General features: G+C 68.4%; 18 protein-coding genes. 15 read left to right on the top strand and 3 right to left on the bottom strand.

From position 1 onward, the window contains the following. The first annotated feature begins 19 nt into the window (after positions 1 to 19). From DID98_RS10320 to DID98_RS10260, 13 genes are all read left to right on the top strand, one after another. Positions 20 to 526 (top strand): acetone carboxylase subunit gamma, encoded by a 507-nt coding sequence (locus DID98_RS10320; RefSeq protein ID WP_034180969.1) that lies wholly within the window; start codon positions 20 to 22, stop codon positions 524 to 526. 347 nt (positions 527 to 873) lie between these two features. After that, positions 874 to 2,901: a sigma-54-dependent Fis family transcriptional regulator gene (locus DID98_RS10315; protein WP_260426321.1), complete on the top strand. Its 2,028-nt coding sequence runs from the start codon at positions 874 to 876 to the stop codon at positions 2,899 to 2,901. A gap of 365 nt (positions 2,902 to 3,266) precedes the next feature. Then, entirely contained in the window at positions 3,267 to 4,145 is an 879-nt protein-coding gene (locus tag DID98_RS10310) for a neutral zinc metallopeptidase (RefSeq protein WP_124489049.1), read from the top strand. Positions 4,146 to 4,571: 426 nt separating this feature from the next. Then, entirely contained in the window at positions 4,572 to 5,303 is a 732-nt protein-coding gene (locus tag DID98_RS10305; protein WP_124524218.1) for a LuxR C-terminal-related transcriptional regulator, read from the top strand. A gap of 336 nt (positions 5,304 to 5,639) precedes the next feature. Then, the gene (locus DID98_RS10300) at positions 5,640 to 7,142 is read left to right on the top strand and encodes an aldehyde dehydrogenase family protein (RefSeq protein ID WP_124523707.1); all 1,503 of its coding nucleotides are present in this window, start codon (positions 5,640 to 5,642) and stop codon (positions 7,140 to 7,142) included. Positions 7,143 to 7,248: 106 nt separating this feature from the next. Further along, on the top strand, positions 7,249 to 8,589 hold the full coding sequence (locus DID98_RS10295; protein WP_044846672.1) for an aspartate aminotransferase family protein: 1,341 nt from the start codon (positions 7,249 to 7,251) through the stop codon (positions 8,587 to 8,589). A 252-nt stretch (positions 8,590 to 8,841) separates the two neighbouring features. After that, positions 8,842 to 10,344 carry an APC family permease gene (locus DID98_RS10290; RefSeq protein ID WP_124523709.1) on the top strand — a complete coding sequence of 501 codons (1,503 nt, stop codon included), beginning with the start codon at positions 8,842 to 8,844 and terminating at the stop codon, positions 10,342 to 10,344. Beyond that, positions 10,341 to 10,931 (top strand): DUF3156 family protein, encoded by a 591-nt coding sequence (locus DID98_RS10285; RefSeq protein WP_124523711.1) that lies wholly within the window; start codon positions 10,341 to 10,343, stop codon positions 10,929 to 10,931. The genes DID98_RS10290 and DID98_RS10285 overlap by 4 nt, the downstream gene beginning before the upstream one ends. A gap of 60 nt (positions 10,932 to 10,991) precedes the next feature. Further along, positions 10,992 to 11,930 (top strand): helix-turn-helix domain-containing protein, encoded by a 939-nt coding sequence (locus DID98_RS10280; protein ID WP_044846726.1) that lies wholly within the window; start codon positions 10,992 to 10,994, stop codon positions 11,928 to 11,930. A gap of 176 nt (positions 11,931 to 12,106) precedes the next feature. Beyond that, positions 12,107 to 13,315 (top strand): porin, encoded by a 1,209-nt coding sequence (locus DID98_RS10275; protein ID WP_124523713.1) that lies wholly within the window; start codon positions 12,107 to 12,109, stop codon positions 13,313 to 13,315. Positions 13,316 to 13,508: 193 nt separating this feature from the next. Further along, a complete protein-coding gene (locus tag DID98_RS10270; RefSeq protein WP_124523715.1) occupies positions 13,509 to 14,747 on the top strand; it encodes an ABC transporter substrate-binding protein in 1,239 nt (412 codons plus the stop codon). A 34-nt stretch (positions 14,748 to 14,781) separates the two neighbouring features. After that, positions 14,782 to 15,651, top strand: coding sequence for a carbohydrate ABC transporter permease (locus DID98_RS10265; protein ID WP_124523717.1), 870 nt, complete (start codon positions 14,782 to 14,784; stop codon positions 15,649 to 15,651). After that, positions 15,648 to 16,508: a carbohydrate ABC transporter permease gene (locus DID98_RS10260; RefSeq protein WP_124523719.1), complete on the top strand. Its 861-nt coding sequence runs from the start codon at positions 15,648 to 15,650 to the stop codon at positions 16,506 to 16,508. The genes DID98_RS10265 and DID98_RS10260 overlap by 4 nt, the downstream gene beginning before the upstream one ends. Positions 16,509 to 16,517: 9 nt before the next feature. Here DID98_RS10260 and DID98_RS10255 read toward each other — a convergent pair whose 3' ends face one another. After that, a complete protein-coding gene (locus DID98_RS10255; protein WP_124523721.1) occupies positions 16,518 to 17,540 on the bottom strand; it encodes a LacI family DNA-binding transcriptional regulator in 1,023 nt (340 codons plus the stop codon). Positions 17,541 to 17,546: 6 nt separating this feature from the next. Here DID98_RS10255 and DID98_RS10250 point away from each other — a divergent pair, with 6 nt between their 5' ends. Continuing rightward, on the top strand, positions 17,547 to 18,467 hold the full coding sequence (locus tag DID98_RS10250; RefSeq protein WP_185500297.1) for a phosphatidylinositol-specific phospholipase C: 921 nt from the start codon (positions 17,547 to 17,549) through the stop codon (positions 18,465 to 18,467). Here the strand turns inward: DID98_RS10250 and DID98_RS10245 are convergent. Both DID98_RS10245 and DID98_RS10240 read right to left on the bottom strand, forming a co-directional pair. Beyond that, positions 18,453 to 18,653, bottom strand: coding sequence for a hypothetical protein (locus DID98_RS10245; protein WP_124523723.1), 201 nt, complete (start codon positions 18,651 to 18,653; stop codon positions 18,453 to 18,455). The genes DID98_RS10250 and DID98_RS10245 overlap by 15 nt on opposite strands. A 40-nt stretch (positions 18,654 to 18,693) precedes the next feature. Further along, positions 18,694 to 19,305, bottom strand: coding sequence for a LysE family translocator (locus DID98_RS10240; protein WP_044846680.1), 612 nt, complete (start codon positions 19,303 to 19,305; stop codon positions 18,694 to 18,696). Between the two features lie 83 nt (positions 19,306 to 19,388). On the opposite strand from DID98_RS10240, the gene DID98_RS10235 reads away from it, so the two are divergent. Further along, the gene (locus DID98_RS10235; protein ID WP_124523725.1) at positions 19,389 to 19,916 is read left to right on the top strand and encodes a GNAT family N-acetyltransferase; all 528 of its coding nucleotides are present in this window, start codon (positions 19,389 to 19,391) and stop codon (positions 19,914 to 19,916) included. The last annotated feature ends 7 nt before the right edge of the window (positions 19,917 to 19,923 follow it).

Genomic DNA, 19,923 nt, shown 5'->3' with positions numbered 1-19,923 from the left:
CCCACATGGAGGACTGGAGATGTCTACCTACACCAAGGAACAGATCAGGAACATGGTCGACGGCAAGCTCGACTGGGACACCACGTTGCGCATGCTGTCGATGCCGAAGGACGGCGAGCGCTTCCGGATGTACGTCGATGCGCTGCAGCAGAAGCTCGGCTGGAAGGACCGCATCGTGTTGCCGCTCGGCCCGCACCTGTACATCGTGCAGCAATGGGCGACGAAGCACTGGGTCACGCAATGCGACTGCGGCCATGTGTTCTGCGATTACCGCGACAACTGGAAACTGCACGCGAACATCTTCGTGCGCGAATCCGAAGAGGCGATGGACGAGGTCTACCCACGCTTGATGGCGCCCGATACGCAATGGCAGGTCTATCGCGAATACTACTGCCCGACCTGCGGCGCGATGCACGACGTCGAGGCGCCTACGCCGTGGTACCCGGTCATTCACGACTTCGAACCCGACATCGATGCGTTCTACGCGGAATGGGTGAAGCTGCCGGTTCCGGAGCGCGTGCAATGATCTGACGTTTGACGCTGTCCGCGGGCTCGGCGTTCGCCGGCCTCGCCTCGGCTTCATGCGCGGAAAGCGTTCGATTTCCGGCCGTTCGATTTTCGAACGGCCGGTTTCTTTTCGGCCACCGGTTCTCGACGGCGTGCCGCGCCGCGCGACGACGCGCGGGCGACCGCTTGCTGGCGCGCGCATTGCTTGCAGTGATTGGTGTCCGGACGGACGTCGAGGCGCCGGGACGGAGTACGATAGTCGCTACGCTCGCCGCCGGCTGCGGTCGGGCGCCCCACAAAGTCGACAAAATGGCCGCTGAGACGGCCGTGCGGTTGGTGCCGTCACGACACCGCCAGGAGACAGACATGCAACAGAGAGGCACGCCGATGGACTGGTTTCCCAGTCCACGCCATGACGCGAGCATCATGGCCGCATGGGAGCATCTGGTGACAGGCAGCGAGTGGCGTTCGCCCGACGTACGCGGCGTGGTCGACGATTCGTGGCAGCGCTGTCTCGTCAGTCGCGTCGATCCCGGCGTCGACCGCGCGCCGCCGCCGCTCGATGAAGACGGGCTCGTGCAGTGGCGCACGTCGAACCGTCGCCTCGTCGATGCCAGTCTGCCGCTGATGCAGCACACCCGGGATTTTCTTTCGCAGACGGGTACGGTAATGCTGCTGGCCGATCCGAGCGGGATGATCCTCCAGCAGGAGGGCGACATGCGGATCGTCGAGCCTGCGCGCGAGGTCGGCCTCATTCCGGGCTGCGAGTGGACCGAGCTGAATTGCGGCACCAATGCGATCGGCACCGCGCTCGCGCTCAGGCAGCCGGTCCAGATCCATGGCGCGGAGCACTTCTGCGCGGGCATCAAGCGCTGGACCTGCTCGGCGACCGTCATCCAGGATCCGCGCGACGGGCACGTATTGGGCGTGATCGACATTTCGGGGCTCGCGCAGACCTACAACCCATACAGCCTTGCGCTCGCGGTATCGCTTGCGGGCCGCATCGAAAGCCGGCTCGCGAAGGAGGGCATGGCGCGCCGTCTGAGCCTGCTCGACCGCTGCGCGTCACGCTTCGGTGCGTCTTCCTCCGATGCGGTGATCGTCGTCGACGAACGCGGCCGACTCGTCAAGGCCAACGCGCAGGTCGTTCCGGTGTTGCGCCGGCTCGGATTCGATATCCGGTGCGACGCGGCGTTCGCGCTGCCCGAACTCGAGCACTACGCGGGCGACGGCCGCCTGTCGGCGAGTGCGCCGGCATGGCTGTCGCGCAGCCACATCGAAGCCGTGCGTGACGGTGCGGACGTGCTCGGCTACATGATCGTGACGCCGGGCATCACGAATCCCCGCGGCGCCGTTCCGATCGCGCGCGGACGGGAACGGCACGGCGGTGAGCCGCGAGGGTTCGAGCGTATCGTCGGCGACAGCGCCGCATTGCGGGCGGCCGTGAATCGTGCGCGCCAGCTCGCGCCGTCCAGGGTGCCGGTGCTGCTGCTTGGCGAAACCGGCGTCGGCAAGGAACTGTTCGCGCAGGGTATCCACCAGGCGAGCGATCGCGCCGACGGTCCGTTCGTTGCGCTCAACTGCGGCGGGTTGTCGAGAGACCTCCTGGCCAGCGAGTTGTTCGGCTACGCGGAAGGCGCATTTACCGGCGCACGCAAGTCCGGTGCGGCGGGCAAGATCGAAGCGGCCGATGGCGGCACGCTGTTTCTCGACGAGATCGGGGAAATGCCGCTCGATATCCAGCCGCACCTGCTGCGCGTGCTGGAGGAGAGCGAAATCTATCGCCTGGGCGAGAACACGCCGCGCAGGGTGAATTTCCGGCTGGTCGCGGCGACGCACCGGGATCTGAAGGACGCAGTCGCGAAAGGCCGGTTCCGGATGGATCTGTACTACCGGATCGCGGTCACGACCGTGTCGATTCCGAACTTGCGCGAGCGCGGCGAGGACCTGCCGGCGCTGATTGCGCATTGGCTCGGGCATCTGTGCGAGTCGTATGGCCTCTCCCCGAGGTCGTTCGACGACGATGCGTATGCACGCCTGTTGCGCTATCCGTGGCCCGGCAATGTGCGCGAGCTGCGGAACGCGATCGAGGGGGCGCTGCTGTTGTCGGACAGCCCGGTGATAAAGGCCGACAAGCTGCCTGCCGAGATCGGCGCGGGGGCGCCGATCGATGCATGCGCCGCGCGGGCCGTCGACGCGCTCGCGCCGGATGCGGGCGACTCGTTGAAGATGGCCGAGGCGGAATCGATCCGTCGCGCGCTTGCGCGTCATGCCGGCAATCTGACGAAGGCAGCGAGTCAACTCGGCATCGCGAAGAGCACGCTCTATGAAAAGATCCGCAAGTACCGCTTGCTCGAAGCAGTGAGCGACGTTCGTCGAGGTCACGCGAAGTAAGTCGCGGCAGGCCTGGCCCGGCGGCAGACGGGCAAGCCTGGTTCTTCCGCCGGTCATCTCGTCCTCCCGGGCCGCACGCGCCGTCATTTTGCAAAGAATGACGATGTCGCCGGTCCGGTCGCTCTATGCTCCTTATTTTGCGATAAGACGCCAAGGTCGGCAAAATGGCGCGTGCGCCAGCCTGTCGTCCGGGTGCCGCGTGCGTCGTGTAACGGCGGGGCGGCGCGGTACTGCATGGTGCCGCGCCACTGACCGGGCGGTGCCGCCGTGCGATGGCGCGCCGGACGCTGCACGTCGCAACGGGAATCAATCGTCTGCCGGGGGCTGTCCGGTCAGCACAACGACAAGGAAGGGAGGGGCCGGCAATGAGGCTGGACGACGAAAGAGAAAGCGTGAACGTCGAGGATCGACGCGGTGGCGGCGGGTTCGGCGGCGGGCGTGCGACGATCGGCATCGGCACGATCGTGGTCGCGCTGGCCGCATCGTATTTCTTCGGGATCGACCCGCGCGTCGTGCTCGAAGGCGCATCGGCGCTGCAGGGCCGCCAGCAGCAGGCGCAGCCCGCGCCCACGCAGCACCAGGGCGCGCCGGCGAACGATCCCGGCGCGGTATTTACGCGCAAGGTGCTCGGCAATATCGAGCGCACGTGGACGGGCGTCTTCAACACCCAGTTGCATGCGCAGTACGAGGCGCCGAAGCTCGTGATGTTCACGAACTCGACGCCGACCGCGTGCGGCACCGGCCAGACCGCGATGGGGCCGTTCTACTGTCCGGGCGATCGCAACGTGTACATCGATCTCGGCTTCTACGACGAACTGCGCAAGCGCTTCGGCGCGGGCGGCGATTTCGCGCAGGCCTACGTGATCGCGCATGAAGTCGGCCATCACGTGCAGAACCTGCTCGGCATTTCCGACAAGGTCGATGCCGCGCGCCGCCGTTCGAGCGAAGCGCGCTCGAACGCGCTGTCGGTGCGGATGGAACTGCAGGCCGACTGCTTCGCCGGCGTGTGGGCGAACAACGCGCAGCGCGCGAACCAGCGGCTGATGGAGCCCGGCGATTTCGAACAGGGGCTGAAGGCGGCTGCTGCGATCGGCGATGATCGTTTGCAGCAGCAAGGCCAGGGCTATGTCGTACCGGAGAGCTTCACGCACGGCACCAGCGAGCAGCGCGTGTACTGGCTGCGGCGCGGGATGGAGTCGGGTGAAGTAAGCGCCTGCGACACGTTCGCCGCGAACGCGCACTGACGCGGACCCTGACTGACAGGATGCGGCGCACACGCTGCCGCGCCGCCGTTTCGCGGCTGCGCGTGCGGCCGCTCCGCAGGTTTCGCTGATCATTCCGATCGTGCCCGATCGGCGCGCGCGATGTCTCGCGCCACCCTCGACGTCCATTCTCGACTGCACGGCTTGCGGCGCATGCCTACGCGACGCGGATTCTGTCGTCGGGTCGCCGCCGGCGCGTGCGATGACTCGCGTCACCCTCGACAGCCATCATCGTCCGAACGGCTCGTGGCGCAAGACTTCCCGTCGCAGGCTCCGTTGTCGCGACATGGCCGGCAGCTTCGTCATCCGCCCCCTGCGGACGAATTGCCGATTTGTGCTCACCGGCCCATTTCGGCGCGGGTAGGCTGGCCCGACCTTCGACGCGTTCGGCCGCCGGCCGCTCCCATCATGCCGACCTCATCCGCTTCCGCCGACCACGAAGCCGCCGACTGGCAGCGCGCGCTGCGCGCGTGCGTCGATGCGTTCGACGCATTTGCGAGCCCGTCCGCGACCGTGTTCTACCGGCTCGACCTCAGCGGCGAGCCGGCCGATTTCGAGCTGTTCGGGATGCCGGAGGCGATGCATCGCACCTACATCGCGCGCTACCGGATGCTCGACCCGCTGCACCCGTCGCGCTGCGCGGCAGGTGAACGTGCGGTCGTGACGCTCGCGTCCCAATTGCCTGACGAAAGACGCGATGCGTCCGCGTACTGGACCCGTTTCCTGCGACGGCACGAGGTGGCCGACGTCGTCGAGATCTGGCTGCGCGACGACGCGGGCCGCACGGTCGGCGCGTTTTCGCTGCTGCGCTTCGGGACGGGCGACGCGGACGGCAACCGCACGGCGGGCCGGTTCGCATCAGGCGAGATCGACGCGCTGGCACGGCTGCAGCCGGTCGCCGAAGCCGCGCTGGCCCCGCTGCTGCGCGCGCGGCGCGGGATTCACCGGATCGGCTGCGAGGAGCGGTTGACCTACCGCGAGGAGCAGATCGCACGACTCGTACGCGACGGCCGCTCGAACAAGGAAATCGCACGCGATCTCGCGCTCGGCCAGCCGACCATCAAGACACATCTGATGCGCATGTACCGGAAGCTCGGCGTGTCGAACCGCACCGAGCTGGTCGGCGCGTTGTTCCTGTAGCTTTTCCGCATCCGCATCCGCATCCGCATCCGCATCCGCATCCGCATCCGCATCCGCATCCGCACCGGCACCCGCACCCGCGTCCGCATCCACGTCCACGTCCACGTCCACGTCGCACCGATCGCACCGCATCGCACCACGCCACACCGCGCCATCGATCCGACGATAACGCGACGCTCGCACCCCGCCATTCCACGTTCCCGAGTCACCCGCGTTCCGGTCCCGCACGCGCTTGCCAATTTGCGCTCACCGGGCGCGATCCCCCGTCGATACAGTGGTTCGACACCCGCATGCCGAAGCGCACGCGGCCCAGTCATGACAATCATCGAGACGCCCATGAGCACCACGAACTTCGTCGCGGTCAGCGACACCGTGCGCACCTTCGTCGCACGCGACTTCGGCCTTTTCATCGACGGCGCCATGCAGCGCGCGCACTCGCCCACGCGGCTCGACGTGTACGACCCGGCGACGGGCGAGCGGCTCGCGACGGTCGCGGATGCCGACGCGCACGACGTCGACCGCGCGGTCGCGAGTGCGAAGCGGGCATTCGACACCCGCGTGTGGAGCGGGCTGCGCCCGGCGGACCGCGAGCGCATCCTGCTGAAGCTCGCCGACCTGATCGAGGCCGACGCCGAAACGCTCGCGCAGCTCGAAACGCTGAACCAGGGCAAGTCGATCCATGTGTCGCGCGCGATCGAGGTCGGCGCGAGCGTCGAATACGTGCGCTACATGGCCGGCTGGGCGACCAAGATCACCGGCCAGACGCTCGACGTGTCGATCCCGTTCCCGCCCGGCGCCCGCTATACGGCCTATACGCGCAAGGAGCCGGTCGGCGTGGTCGCGGCGATCGTGCCGTGGAATTTCCCGCTGATGATCGCGGTGTGGAAGCTGATACCGGCGCTCGCGGCCGGCTGCACGATCGTGCTGAAGCCGTCGCCGGAAACGCCGCTCACCGCGCTGCGCCTCGCCGAACTCGCCCTCGACGCCGGCGTGCCGCCCGGCGTGTTCAACGTCGTCACCGGCGGCCGCACGTGCGGCGCCGCGCTGTCGAGCCATCCGTCGATCGCGAAGATCTCGTTCACGGGTTCGACTGCGACCGGCAAGCTGGTCGGCGCGGCTGCCGTGCAGAACATGACGCGCTTCTCGCTCGAACTCGGCGGCAAGAACCCGATCGTGATGCTCGACGACGTCGACGTCGCGCAGGCGCTCGACGGCGTCGCCGCCGGCGCGTTCTTCAACCAGGGGCAGGTGTGCGCGGCCGCGTCGCGCATTTACGTCCATCGCAGCAAATTCGCGCAGCTCGCGGACGGCCTCGCGGGCGTCGCGCAGTCGATGAAGCTCGGCGCGGGGCTCGATACCACCGCGCAGATCAACCCGCTGGTGTCCGCGCTCCATCGCGACAAGGTCGTCCAGCACATCGAAGGCGCGCGCCGCGCGGGCCTCACGTTCCTCGCGGGTGGCACGCCCGCCGACGACCTGCCCGGCTACTACGTGAAGCCGGCCGTGATCGCCGATCCGCATCCGGACAGCGCGATCGTGCGCGACGAAGTGTTCGGCCCGGTGATCGTCGTCGTGCCGTTCGACGATGCGGCCGACGCGGTGCGTCTCGCGAACGCGTCGCCGTACGGCCTCGCCGCGAGCATCTGGAGCAACGACCTGAAGCGCGTGATGAACCTCGTGCCGCAGATCGAGGCCGGCACCGTGTGGGTGAACTGTCACATTCCGCTCGACCCGTCGATGCCGTTCGGCGGCTACAAGCAATCGGGCATCGGCCGCGAGTTCGGCCAGTACGCGATCGAAGGCTTCACCGAAACCAAATCCGTCTGCATCGCGCACTGACGCGCGGCGCCTGCTCCGAACACCACGAACCCCGCGAACAACCCGAAAACCTCGAACCCCGACCCCGGACGGTCGAGGTTCAAACGATCCGAAAGTGGAGATTGCAATGAGCTACAACGAAGCGAAATTCTGGCACCCGATGCTGCACCCGAACGAAATGAAACAGCGCAAGCCGATCCGCATCGTGCGCGGCGACGGCTGCTACGTGTTCGACGAAACCGGCAAGCAGCTGGTCGACGGCGTCGCGGGCCTGTGGAACGTGAACGTCGGGCACAACCGCCAGGAAGTGAAGGATGCGATCGTGCGCCAGCTCGACGAACTCGAATACTTCCAGCTGTTCGACGGCATCTCGCATCCGCGCGCGGAAGAGTTGTCGAAGAAGCTGATCGACATGATGGAGCCGGAAGGGATGCGCCGCGTGCTGTACAGCTCGGGCGGCTCGGACTCGATCGAGACCGCGCTGAAGATCGCGCGCCAGTACTGGAAGGTGCGCGGCCAGGCCGACCGCACCAAGTTCATCTCGCTGAAGCAGGGCTATCACGGCACGCACTTCGGCGGCGCGTCGGTGAACGGCAACACGGTGTTCCGCCGCAATTACGAGCCGAACCTGCCCGGCTGTTTCCACGTCGAGACGCCGTGGCTGTACCGCAACCCGTTCACGCAGGACCCGGAGGAACTCGGGCGGATCTGCGCGGAAATGCTGGAGCGCGAGATCCAGTTCCAGAGCCCCGACACGGTCGCCGCGTTCATTGCCGAGCCGGTGCAGGGCGCGGGCGGCGTGATCGTGCCGCCGGCCAACTACTGGCCGCTCGTGCGCGAGGTGTGCGACCGCTACGGCGTGCTGCTGATCGCCGACGAAGTCGTGACCGGCTTCGGCCGCAGCGGCAGCCTGTTCGGCAGCCGCGGCTGGGGCGTGCGCCCGGACATCATGTGCCTCGCGAAAGGGATCTCGTCCGGCTACGTGCCGCTCGGCGCGACGGCCGTGAACGCGCGGATCGAGGACGCGTTCGCCGCGAACGCGGACTTCGGCGGCGCGATCATGCACGGCTACACGTACGCAGGGCACCCGGTCGCCTGCGCGGCCGCCATCGCGAGCCTCGACATCGTCGTGAAGGAAGACCTGCCGGCGAACGCGGCGAAGCAGGGCGCGTATCTGCTGGAAGCGCTGCAGTCGTTCCCGGAACGCTTCGCGGCGGTCGGCGAGGTGCGCGGCAAGGGGCTGATGCTCGCGCTCGATCTCGTCGCGAACAAGCAGACCCGCGAGCCGATCGACCCGCTGTCCGGCTATGCGAACGCGGTCGCGGAAGTGGCGCGCGAGCACGGCGTGCTGGTGCGGCCGGTCGGCACGAAGATCATCCTGTCGCCGCCGCTCGTGATCCAGCGCGAGCAGCTCGACCGGATCGTCGACGCGCTCGCGGCAGGCTTCGAGGCCGTGCCGTTCGCATGAGGCCGTGACGGCATGAGCGCATGACGCCGAACCGGCGGTGGAGGGCGGGATAACCCGTTCGCCACCGCCGGTTTGCCGATTTGCGCTATGACCGGATTATTTTGCCTGCGTATTTTTTCGACATCGGATCAGGTTTGGATCGACAGGGGCCCGGGTGCCGGCGCTTGAGCGCCGCCCCGGGCCGACCGCGAAGCATGGCTCGGAGCGGGCGCCGCAGCGCCGGTTCCGGCCCGAAAAGGGAAGGAGACGAAGATGTCGGGATGGTCTGGAATGACCGGCGCAGCGGGCGACACGCCCGCCGGTGCGTCGGCTGAAGCGGGCGGCGGCACGGTGCTGAAGGCCGGGGCGGTCGGGTTTCCGACCGCGCTGGCGAGCGCCGTCGGCCTCATCATGGCGAGCCCGGTGATTCTCACCGCGACCTCGGGCTTCGGGATGGGCGGCTGGGCGTTCGCGGTCGCGATGCTCATCGCGTTCGTGATGATGCAGGCGCAGGCCACGACGTTCTCCGAAGCCGCCGCGATGCTGCCGACGGCCGGCTCGGTTTACGATTACCTGTCATGCGGGCTCGGTCGCTTCTGGGCGATCACCGGCACGATTTCCGCGTATTTCCTCGTGCACGTGTTCGCCGGCACGGCGGAGACGATCCTGAGCGGCATCATGGCGCTCGTGAACTTCGAATCGCTGAACGCCGCGCTCGAGAAGCACAACAGCTCGTGGCTCGTCGGCGTCGGCCTCGTGGTCACGTTCGCGATCACCAACATCATCGGCATCAAGGTGTTCAGCAAGCTCGAGATCGTGCTGACGGCCGGCATGTGGCTGTCGCTGATGATCTTCGGCATCCTCGGCCTCGCGGCCGCGCCGGCCGTGCATCTCGACGGCTGGTTCGGCGGCTCGGAAGTCGGCACGTCGGTGCCGGCCGTGCTGTCGCTGGTCGGGATGGCGATGTTCATGTTCGTCGGCTGCGAGTTCGTTACGCCGCTCGCGCCGGAAATGAAGGCGCCGGGCCGCACGATTCCGCGCGCGATGGCGCTCGGCCTCGTTGGCGTCGCGATCTGCATGTTCCTGTACGGCGCGGCGATCCGGCGCCAGGTCGCGAACGTGCCGGTGAGCCCGGACGGCCTCACGCACCTGCTCGACACGCCGGGCGCGATTCCCGCGTTCGCGCTGCAGGTGCTCGGGCCCTTCGGCCGCATCTGGTTCGGCATCGCGTTCCTGTGCGCGGGCGCCGCGACGATCAACACGCTGATGGCCGGGCTGCCGCGCATCCTGTACGGGATGGCGATCGACGGCGCGCTGCCGCGCTGTTTCGCGTATCTGCATCCGCGCTTCAAGACGCCGGTGGTCGGCATCGTCGCGTCGGCGATCGTGCCGATCTTCCATGCGTGGCTGATCAACGGCAACCTCGACAGCATCCTGCACCTCGTGCTCGCCGCGACCTGCGCATGGGGCACGGCGTACCTGCTCGTCACCGCGTCGGTCGTGATGCTGCGCATCCGCCGCCCGGACCTGCCGCGCCCGTACCGTTCGCCGCTGTTTCCGCTGCCGCAGATCGTGTCGAGCGTCGGCATCGTGCTCGCGATCTGGTACATCACGCCGCCCGGCATGAATGCGCGCGACATCTACGTGCCGTTCGGCGCGATGCTCGGGCTCACCGCGCTGTACGCGCTGTTCTGGACGCTCGTCGTGCAGCGCCGGCATCCGTTCAGGCCGGTGCCGGTCGAGGAAGTGCTGCGCAACGAGCACGTCGCCTCGTGAGGGCCGCGCTCGCCCGCTGGCGCGCGGCGCCCGACGCACCGCCGCCCGGCCACCGGCCCGGCGCGATCGCCGCGCGCGTGCTGGCCGACCTCGGTGCGGTGCGCGACGCGAACGGCGGCGCGGCCGAAATCCTGGCCCGGCTTCCGAACGGCGTGCGCGTGAGCGTCGAAGAACGCGTCGACCGCCAGTTCCTGATGCATACGGTCAGCGTGCAGGTGTCGATCAGCGCGGACGGCCCGGCCGCGCAGGGCCTTGCACGCGTGCTGCAGACCGGCTGGCTGCGGCGCGCCGGCATCGCGGCCGCGCCCGAGCCGGGAAGCGACCCCGGATTCGCGCGGACGGTGGCCGCACTCGCCGCGCAGCCGTCGCTCGCCGACGCGCTGCGCCCGCTGCACCTGACCGACTGCACGATCGCCGCGCGCGACGGCCGCTGGACGCTCGCCGTCGTGCCGTTCGGCGGCAGCGAGGTCGTGAACCGGATGCCGTCGTTTCGCCGCTACGTGCGCGTGACCAGCGAGCAGGCCGCCGCGCTGTCGGCGGCCTGTCTTGCATTCGAAACTGCACTACGCGGAATTTTGCGGGGGTAAGCTGTGGCGCTGCGTGCCGTGCGGCCGCAGCGTGGAATCAGGGTTTTACCGGAGATGCCGATGCTGTTCCAGTCACGCTCACACGAAGACGTGCATGACCACGGGCTCGCGATCGCGGGTTGGCATCAGGTCTACCGCCAGATGACGCCGGGCCGCTTCAGGGGCACCGTCACGCAGGTGCTGTACGACGACTTCCATTTCTTCCGCGAGACGACCAACCGGCGTGTCGCGCAAACCGGCCTCGCACCGGCCGGGCGCACGTCGCTCGCGGTGCCGCTGTCGGTGCCGCTCGCCGGCACGTTCCAGAGCCAGCCGGTCGACGGCTATGCGCTGCTCGCGCTGCGCGCCGGCGAGGATTTCGAATTCCATACGCCGGAAGGGATGGGACTGGTCGGGATCAGCGCGGCGTCGGACATGGTCGACGAGCTCTGCGAGGCCGAATTCGGTGCGGCCGGCGCGCGCAAGCTGCGGCACGTCACGCGGCTGTCGGACGCACAAGGCGTCGCGCTCGGCGCGCGGCTGTCGTCGCTGATCGATGACGCGCAGCGCAACCCCGGCTGCCTCGAATACGCGGCCACCCGCAAGATGTTCCGCGACACGATGCTCGGCATGTTCCTCGATGCGCTCGAGCAGGGCATCGGCGTCGAGCGCCGCGACATCACGCACGCCACCTACAGCGATATCGTCAGCCGTTGCGAGAAACACCTGCGCGACCGGCCCGAGGAACCCGTCACCGTGCTCGAGCTGTGCCGCGCGCTGCGCTGCAGCCGCCGCACGCTGCAGACGAGCTTCCAGCGCGTCGCCGACGTCACGCCCGTCGGCTATCTGCGCACGATCCGGCTGAACGCGGTGCGGCGCCTGCTGCGCACGACGTCCGCGCATCAGCTCGGCGTCGGCGAGGCCGCAGCAAGCTGGGGCTTCACGCATCTCGGCTATTTCGCGCGCGAGTATCGCGACCTGTTCGGCGAGCTGCCGTCGCAAACCTTGCGCCCCGAATGACGTCTTCGCATCGCGACGGTGCCGCCGGGCGCCGCCGCGTGTCGCCCGTTCCGTTCGTTTCACCATTTGCTGATTTGGGATAGGGGTCCCGAATTTTCGCTGGATAGAGTCCTGTCACCGAAATCGACAACACCATCGGTTCGCACTGCGAATCGATGACAACAGAGGGACGGGACATGAAGATCGGACGAAGACTGGCCGCGGCCGCGGCCACGCTGGGTTGCATGCACGCGCACGCGCAGACCTCCGGCAGCGTGACGCTGTACGGCACCGTGGACACCGGCGTCATCTATTCGACGAACCAGCAGTTCACGCGCGCCGACGGCAGCACGGGCGGCGGCCATGCATGGCAGATGGGCGGCGGCAACCTCGTGCCGTCCCGCTTCGGATTCCAGGGTGCCGAGCCGCTCGGCGGCGGGCTCGACGCGGTGTTTTCGCTCGAACAGCAGTTCCTGTCCGCGAGCGGGCAGGCGCTGCAGGGCGGCACCGCGTTCAGCCGGCAGGCGTGGGTCGGGCTGCGCCAGGATGCGATCGGCACGCTCGGCCTCGGCCGGCAATACGACTCGTACACGGACATGCTCGGCGCCTATGTATCGAGCAACAACTGGGCGACGCCGTACGGCTCGCACCTCGGCGACGTCGACAACCTGAACGCCGCGTTCAACTTCAACAACGCGGTGAAGTTCACCAGCGCGGATTTCAACGGCCTGACGTTCGGCGGCACGTTCAGCTTCGGCGGCCAGGCCGGCGACTTTTCCGCGAAGCGCGGCTATGCGGTCGCCGCAACCTACACGCGTGCGCCGGTCGCGTTCTCGGTCGGCTATCTCGACCTGCACCAGCCGCTCGACGCGGCGCTCGGCGGCGCGAGCGGCTATATCGGCGACTTCGCGTGCAGCAATCCGGGCGCGATGTACTGCCTGCTGCAGGACGCCGGCTCGATGCGCGCGTTCGGCGCGGGCGGCTCGGTGACGCTCGGCGCGGCGACGCTCGCGCTGACCTACACGCACACGCGCCTCGGCGACAGCCGCTATTTCTCGACCGGCGCGCAGCCGCGCACGCAGGCGTTCACGTTCGACATCGGAGAATTGAACGCCACGTACATGTTCACGCCCGCGCTGCAAGGCGGCGTCGCGTACATCTTCAACGCCGCGCACACGGACGGCCGCGGCACGACGCGCTTTCACCAGGTCAACGTCGGCACGAACTACAGCCTGTCGAAGCGCACCGCGCTGTATGCGGTCGCGATCGGCCAGATCGCGAGCGGCACGGGGCTCGGCACCGACGCGAACGGCAATGCGGTGAACTACGCGCAGATTCCGGTGCTCGCGAACAGCAATTCGAGCCGGCAACTCGCGGTGATGGCCGGGATTCGCGTGAACTTCTGACGGCACGCACACGGTGGCACGGGCGGTGGGCGGGGCGGGCGGCCGCACCGTCGGCCGCTTTCGCCGCGTGCCACAAATTCTTAACGATCGACGTGAACAATGGCGTTCGCTTCAGGCCGCCCGAAGCGTCGCCCGCGTTGCACACGTGTGCAACGCCCGGCGGCTCGCCACCACGCCGATCGAGAGAGACCACATGACCCTGCTGAGCCGCCTGCGCGCGCTGTCCGCCGCCGTTGCGCTGTCCCTTGCCGCCTCGCACGCCTTCGCGGCGGACCTCGTCATCGCGGGCCGCGACGACATCTACGGCAAGGGGCTGGCCGACGCCGTCGCCGGCTTCACCAAGCTGCATCCGGGCACCGACATCGAGTTGCTCAAGCTGCCGAACGCGAACCTGTACCAGAAGCTGAAGCTGTCGATGCGCGAAGGCACCGGCACGTACGACCTCGTGATGATGGACGATACGTGGGCACCCGAATTCATCGGCAACGGCTGGCTGAAGCCGCTGCCGTCAGCGCTCGCCGACGCCGATCTCGTGCCGTCCGCGGTCGCGCTCGGCCGCAACGCGGCGGGCGCGCTGTACGCGCTGCCGATCGTCGGCAACGTCGAGATGTTCGCGTACCGGAAGGATCTGCTCGCGAAGTACCAGCTGCAGCCGCCGCGCAACTGGGACGACGTGCTGAAGATCGCGCAGACCATCGGCGGCGCGGACAAGAGCGTGTCGGGCGTCGTGTTCCGCGGCACCAAGGGCAACCCGGTCGTGACGGGCTTCCTGCCGATCCTGTGGGCCTACGGCGGCGACGTGTTCGACCGTGCCGGCAACGTGACGATCGATTCGCGTGAGTCGCAGGCCGCGCTGAAGACTTTCCTTGCGCTGAAGACCGCCGCGCCGAAGGACGTCGACGTGTACGGCGCCGCCGAGGTGCGCGACGCACTGCAGCGCGGCACGGCCGCGCAGTCGATCGAGGTGTGGCCGGCGTGGATCCCGGCGCTCGACGATCCGAAGCAGTCGCGCGTGGTCGGGCAGATCGCGCTGCAGCCGCCGCCCGGGCAGACGGCCGGCCCGGCGCCGATGCTCGGCATCTGGCAGATGGGCATTCCGAAGGATGCGCCGCACGCGAAGCTCGCGCAGGATTTTCTGGCCTACCTGAGCTCGCGCGACACGCAAACGCGTCTCGCCGGGATCGGCATTCCGCCGACGCGCCGCAGCGTGTTCGCCGATCCGGCGCTGGTGCGCCAGTACCGCTGGTACCCCGATCAGCTGAAGGCGCTCGAGGCCGGCCGTGCGCGGCCGCGCGTGAAGGACTGGCAGCAGGTCGAGAGCATTCTCGGCGACCAGCTGCAGCTCGCGCTGACCGGGCAGGCCACTCCCGACGCCGCGCTGCGCCAGGCGCAGCAGAAGATCGCGCAGGCGATGGCCGCGGCCGGCAAGTGACGGCACGCCGCCACGCATCGTCCGGAATCCGCGCATGAAAGCCCTCGGCCGCAGCCTGCCGTTCGTCGCGCTGCTCGGGCCCGCGCTGCTGGTGCTGGCCGCGCTCGCGCTGTACCCCGTCGCGCAGGTGCTGATCGACTCGTTCTGCCAGGTCGACTACACGGCGGGCCGTCGCGCATTCGCGGGGCTCGCGAACTATCGCGCGGTGCTCGGCGACGACGCGTTCGCGGCCGGTTTCGGCAATACGCTGCGCTTCACGATCGCGGCGTCGCTCGTCGAGGTCGGGCTCGGCTTCGGTCTCGCGCTGCTGTTCGTGCGCGCGTTTCCGGGGCGGCGCATTGCGCTGCCGCTCGCGATCCTGCCGATGATGCTGTCGACGCTCGTGTGCTCGGCGATCTGGCGCAACTGGCTCAACTTCGACGGCTTCCTGAACGCGCTGCTCGCCGCGTTCGGCGTCGAAGGCGTGCGCTGGCTGTCCGATCCGCATCTTGCGTTGTGGTCGCTCGCGCTCGTCGACGTGTGGCAGTGGACGCCGATGGCGTTCCTGATCGTACTGGCCGGGCTGCAATCGATCCCGCAGGAACTGTACGAAGCCGCGCGCACCGATGGCGCGAGCGAATGGCAGTGCCTGCGCGACATCACGCTGCCGCTCGCGGCGCCGCAGATCGGCCTCGCGCTGCTGCTGCGATCGATCGACACGTTCAAGCTGTTCGACAAGGTCTACGCGCTGACGGGCGGCGGCCCCGGCAACGCGACGCAGACGCTGTCGACCTACATCTACGACACGGGCTTCCGCTTCTTCAACGTCGGGCCGGCGAGCGCCGCGTCGGTGCTGATGCTCGCGGCGTCCGCGCTGCTCGTTTCGGGGTACGTATGGCAGACGGTTCGCAAGCGGCGCGCATGACGGCGCGATCCGCGTACCTCGCGCACGCGCGAAAGGGTGCCGCGTTCGCGCATGCCGCGCCGTTGGCGCTGCGCATCATTGCGCTCGCGCTGTTGCTGCTGCCGTGCCTGTGGATGGCCGGCGCGGCGTTCATGCCGACGCTCGAACGCCTCGATCATCCGCTACGGATCTGGCCGGCTGCACCGACGTTCGAGCATTTCGCGTCGGTGTGGTCGAACGGTATCGGCGCGCCGCTCGCCAATTCGCTGCTGGTCGGGTTCGGCACGACGCTGCTCGCGCTGACGCTCGCGTTTCCGGCCGCATACGCGCTCGTGCGGCTGCGGTTTCCGGCGCGGCTGGATGTGCTGTTCCTGATGCTCGTGCTGGCCTTGAAGCTGATGCCGCCGATCACGATCGCGGTGCCGCTGTTCGCGCTCGCGAAGCGGTTGCATCTGCTCGATTCGACGCTCGGGCTGATGCTTGCTTACCAGATCTACGCGCTGCCGATGGCGATCTGGATGCTGCTCGCGTTCGTGCGCGACGTGCCCGTCGAATACGAGGAGGCCGCGTGCATCGACGGCGCGGGGCTCGCGCGGCGGCTCGTGCAGATCGTGTTGCCGCTGTGCGCGCCGGGGCTGATCGCGACCGCGATCTTCGTGTTCATCGCCGCATGGAACGAGTTCCTGATCGCGCTGCTGTTCGTGTCGACGCCGAGCCGCTTTACGCTGCCGCTCGCGATTGCCGGTTACGTGACGGAGAACGGCATCGACTGGGGCGACCTGATGAGCGCGGGGCTGCTGGCGTCGCTGCCGACCCTTGCGGTGGCCGGCTACGTGCAGCGCTACCTGCTGCGCGGCTTCGCCGGCGGACTGAAGTGACACGACGCGTTACGCGCAGCTATGCCGCGCCACGTGCGTAACCGGCACGACCCGCGTGCGCGACGCGCCGTCGAACGTCTGGATCCGGTCGGCGAGCAGGTCGACGGCCGCGTGCGCGAGGCCTTGCGTGTCCTGGCGCAGCGTCGAGAGCCGGTAGGCGTCGTATGCGGCGGCGGGGATGTCGTCGAAGCCGATCACGCGCAGGTCGTCGGGCACGCGCAAGCCGAAGGCGTCGCGCGCGGCGTCGATCATGCCGAGCGCGAGCAGGTCGGACGAGCAGAACACACCGTCCGGCCGCTCGCCCGTCGCGAACAGTTGCCGCGCGGCGTCGAGGCCGCATGCGTGCGTGTCGGAGTCCGTATCGATCACGCGGACGAGCGCCGCATCGTACGCGTCGCCGTGTTGCAGCGCCTGCGCGAACGCCTCCGCGCGCGCGCGTGCGCTGTAGCTCGCGGTACGCGGCCCGACGAACGCGAGCCGGCGCGCGCCGGCCCGCACGAGCCGTTGCGCCGCATGGACGGCGCCCGTCGCGTTGTCGCTGACGACGACGTCCGCGCCCGGCAGGTTCGCTTCGCGGTTGATCATCACGACGGGAATCCGGTGGTCGAGATACTGCTGCGCGACCGACAGCGGCGGCGAAGCGGACGTCATCACCAGGCCCGCGATCCGGTAGCTGAGCAGCCGCTCCAGCGATTGCCGGACCTGATGCGGATCGTCCGCATTGGTCACGAGCGGCGTGAACGCGCGCTGCCCGAGCGCGGCCATCAGGTCCGACAGCAGCCGTGCGCGGAACGGATTCTCGAAACCGGCCGTCACGACGCCGATCATGCTGCTGCGCTGCGTGATCATGTCGCGCGCGATCAGGTTGACCTGGTAGCCGAGCGCACGCGCGGCCGCCATCACGCGTTCGCGCGTCTCGGGCGCGATGCTCGCCGTCGGCGAGAACGCGCGCGACACCGCGGAGCGCGACACGCCGGCCCGCACGGCGACATCCGACGCGGTCACCCACGTCTTTCTTTCCTTGTCAGTCATCGATTCATGATCCCTTCGCGACACGAAGCCTCCACGCCGCTGGCCGACTGGATGTCGGCGCTCGACGACGCGCGGCCGCTGCATACGCTGACCCTACCGGGCAGCCATGACACCTGTGCGTATACGGTCGACGATCCGCTCGTACGCACGCAGCGCGCGCCGCTCGATGCGCAGCTCGCGCATGGCGTGCGGCTGCTCGACATTCGCTGCCGGCACCGGGGCGATACGTTCGACATCCATCACGGCGGCATCGCGCTCGGCCTGTCGTTCGACGACGTGCTCGCGGACTGCACGCGCTTTCTCGATGCGCATCCGCGCGAATGCATCGTGATGTCGGTGAAGGACGAATGGCCCGCGCATGCGTGCACGCGCAGTTTCGACGCGACGTTCGATGCGCATTGCGCGCGGCATCCGCGGCTGCGCTGGCATGCGGGCCGCGCGCTGCCGGCGCTCGGCGATGTGCGCGGCGCGATGGTGCTGTTGCGGCGGTTCCGCAGCAGCCGGCCGCTGGGCATCGACCTGACCGCGTGGCCCGACAATGCGACGTTTACGATCGATCATCCGGATGCGGCGTTCGTGATCCAGGATGAATACCGTGTGCCTGTCGCCGGGTCGATCCACTACAAGTGGCGTGTGATCGATGCGCTGCTGAGCCGCATGCCGTCGCCGGAGAGCGGGCGCTGGGCGATCAATTTCTGCAGCGGCACGGGGATGGGCGCGAATCCGTCGGTGGTCGCGCGCGGCGACGGCAGGGTAGTCGGGATTCAGGCGCGGCTCGCGGCGCGGTTGCGTGAAACGCGCGGTCCGTGTGGCGCGATGCTGCTCGATTTCTGCGACGACGATGACTGGGCGCTGGTGCGGGCGTTGGTCGAGTGTAATGAGGATGGGCCCGTGGTGGGTGGCAGGCGCAGGCTAATGGGTTGTTAGCGCATTCGCATTGAAGACCGCGAACTCGCCGACAGTCAGGACCCAACCTTCCCAACCATAGATCGGAATGCGATGACGCTCGCAATAGTCAATGCATTCGAGCGCGGCGTCGAGCGGAAGCACGATCTCGCGACGAGAAATCGACAGTGCGGCAAGTGCCGCGGGAATTTTCTCGAGTTGCGGCATTGCAGGTCTACGGAGAACGGGATGGTGTGCGATCGACGGACTACCGCGTCGCGATCGCCACCGCCGCACCCGCCATCGCGGTCGCGCTCGTGCGGTTCGCGACCCGCTTCGCGCGTGCCGACGTCAGAAATGCGCGCGCACGCACCGCGAGCAGCGACCAGAAGCAGTCGGCGAGGATCAGGATCGCCAGCATCGTGCCGACCAGCTCGGCCCACGCGAGCACACCGACATGCGTCAGATCGACGATCGTCGGCAGCAGCGCGAGATAGAACAGCATGATCTTCGGGTTGCCGAGCGTGACCAGCGTGCCCGCGACGAACATGCGCCACGGCGACTGCCCGCGCGGCAGGTCGCCGGCCTGCGTGTCGGTCGGCGCGGTCCACATCTTCCACGCGAGGAACAGCAGGTACGCGACGCCGAGCAGCTTCAGCACGAGCAGGCCCGTCTCGAACGTGCGTGCGAACGCCGACAGCCCGGCCACCGCCAGCGTGAGCCACAGCGCCTCGCCGATCCACATCGCGGCGAGGAACGGCAGCACGTCTCGCACGCCGTTCGTCAGCACGCGCGCGACGAGCGCGGCGACGCTCGGGCCGGGCGTGCCGGCGGTGACGAGCAGGGCGATGGCGAACACGGCGAGCGCGGACAGCGTCATGGCGAACCTCGTGGGCAAGGCGTTCGAAAGGTATGAAGTTTCGATTATAGTGACGGCCGTTCCTGCCTGCCTACCTCGTCGTGATGACAGTATCGATCCGGATTCGTCCCGCCACGCGGGAAGACGCGGCCGCGATGGCCGCCGTGGAAGTGGCCGCCGCCCAGCGCTTTCGCGACATCGGCATGTCCGACATCGCCGAAGGCGAGCCGACCGATGCGGCCGACGTGCTCGCACGCATCGACGACGGCCGCGCGTATGTGGCGACGGACGAAGCGGGGGGCTGCGTGGGTTTCGCGTTCTACCGGCTGCTCGATGCGCAGCGGCTTTATCTGGAGGAACTGGACGTCGCGCCGTCGCATGCGGGGCAGCGGATCGGCGCGCGCCTGATTGAACGGATCATGACACGCGCCGCGCAAGACGGCATCGCGCAGGTCGTGCTGTCGACGTTTCGCGACGCGCCGTGGAATGCGCCGTACTACGCGCGCCTGGGCTTCGACATCATCGACGACGCATCGCTCGACGACACGCTGCATGCGGTCCGCGCGCATCACGTCGCGCGTGGGCTCGACGAGACGCAGCGCGTGTTCATGCGCGCGGACGTGTGCGCATGAACGTGCC

It is taken from the genome of Burkholderia sp. Bp8984 (genome assembly GCF_003853755.1).
In the GTDB taxonomy this organism is placed as follows: domain Bacteria; phylum Pseudomonadota; class Gammaproteobacteria; order Burkholderiales; family Burkholderiaceae; genus Burkholderia.
This window is presented reverse-complemented; position numbering and strand designations above follow the sequence as displayed.

Bases quoted from the DNA above. Each gene is read 5' to 3' on its own strand.
- DID98_RS10320 (WP_034180969.1), top strand. From the start codon at position 20: ATGTCTACCTACACCAAGGAACAGATCAGGAACATGGTCGACGGCAAG.
- DID98_RS10315 (WP_260426321.1), top strand. From the start codon at position 874: ATGCAACAGAGAGGCACGCCGATGGACTGGTTTCCCAGTCCACGCCAT.
- DID98_RS10310 (WP_124489049.1), top strand. From the start codon at position 3,267: ATGAGGCTGGACGACGAAAGAGAAAGCGTGAACGTCGAGGATCGACGC.
- DID98_RS10305 (WP_124524218.1), top strand. From the start codon at position 4,572: ATGCCGACCTCATCCGCTTCCGCCGACCACGAAGCCGCCGACTGGCAG.
- DID98_RS10300 (WP_124523707.1), top strand. From the start codon at position 5,640: ATGAGCACCACGAACTTCGTCGCGGTCAGCGACACCGTGCGCACCTTC.
- DID98_RS10295 (WP_044846672.1), top strand. From the start codon at position 7,249: ATGAGCTACAACGAAGCGAAATTCTGGCACCCGATGCTGCACCCGAAC.
- DID98_RS10290 (WP_124523709.1), top strand. From the start codon at position 8,842: ATGTCGGGATGGTCTGGAATGACCGGCGCAGCGGGCGACACGCCCGCC.
- DID98_RS10280 (WP_044846726.1), top strand. From the start codon at position 10,992: ATGCTGTTCCAGTCACGCTCACACGAAGACGTGCATGACCACGGGCTC.
- DID98_RS10275 (WP_124523713.1), top strand. From the start codon at position 12,107: ATGAAGATCGGACGAAGACTGGCCGCGGCCGCGGCCACGCTGGGTTGC.
- DID98_RS10270 (WP_124523715.1), top strand. From the start codon at position 13,509: ATGACCCTGCTGAGCCGCCTGCGCGCGCTGTCCGCCGCCGTTGCGCTG.
- DID98_RS10265 (WP_124523717.1), top strand. From the start codon at position 14,782: ATGAAAGCCCTCGGCCGCAGCCTGCCGTTCGTCGCGCTGCTCGGGCCC.
- DID98_RS10260 (WP_124523719.1), top strand. From the start codon at position 15,648: ATGACGGCGCGATCCGCGTACCTCGCGCACGCGCGAAAGGGTGCCGCG.
- DID98_RS10255 (WP_124523721.1), bottom strand. From the start codon at position 17,540: ATGACTGACAAGGAAAGAAAGACGTGGGTGACCGCGTCGGATGTCGCC.
- DID98_RS10250 (WP_185500297.1), top strand. From the start codon at position 17,547: ATGATCCCTTCGCGACACGAAGCCTCCACGCCGCTGGCCGACTGGATG.
- DID98_RS10245 (WP_124523723.1), bottom strand. From the start codon at position 18,653: ATGCCGCAACTCGAGAAAATTCCCGCGGCACTTGCCGCACTGTCGATT.
- DID98_RS10240 (WP_044846680.1), bottom strand. From the start codon at position 19,305: ATGACGCTGTCCGCGCTCGCCGTGTTCGCCATCGCCCTGCTCGTCACC.
- DID98_RS10235 (WP_124523725.1), top strand. From the start codon at position 19,389: ATGACAGTATCGATCCGGATTCGTCCCGCCACGCGGGAAGACGCGGCC.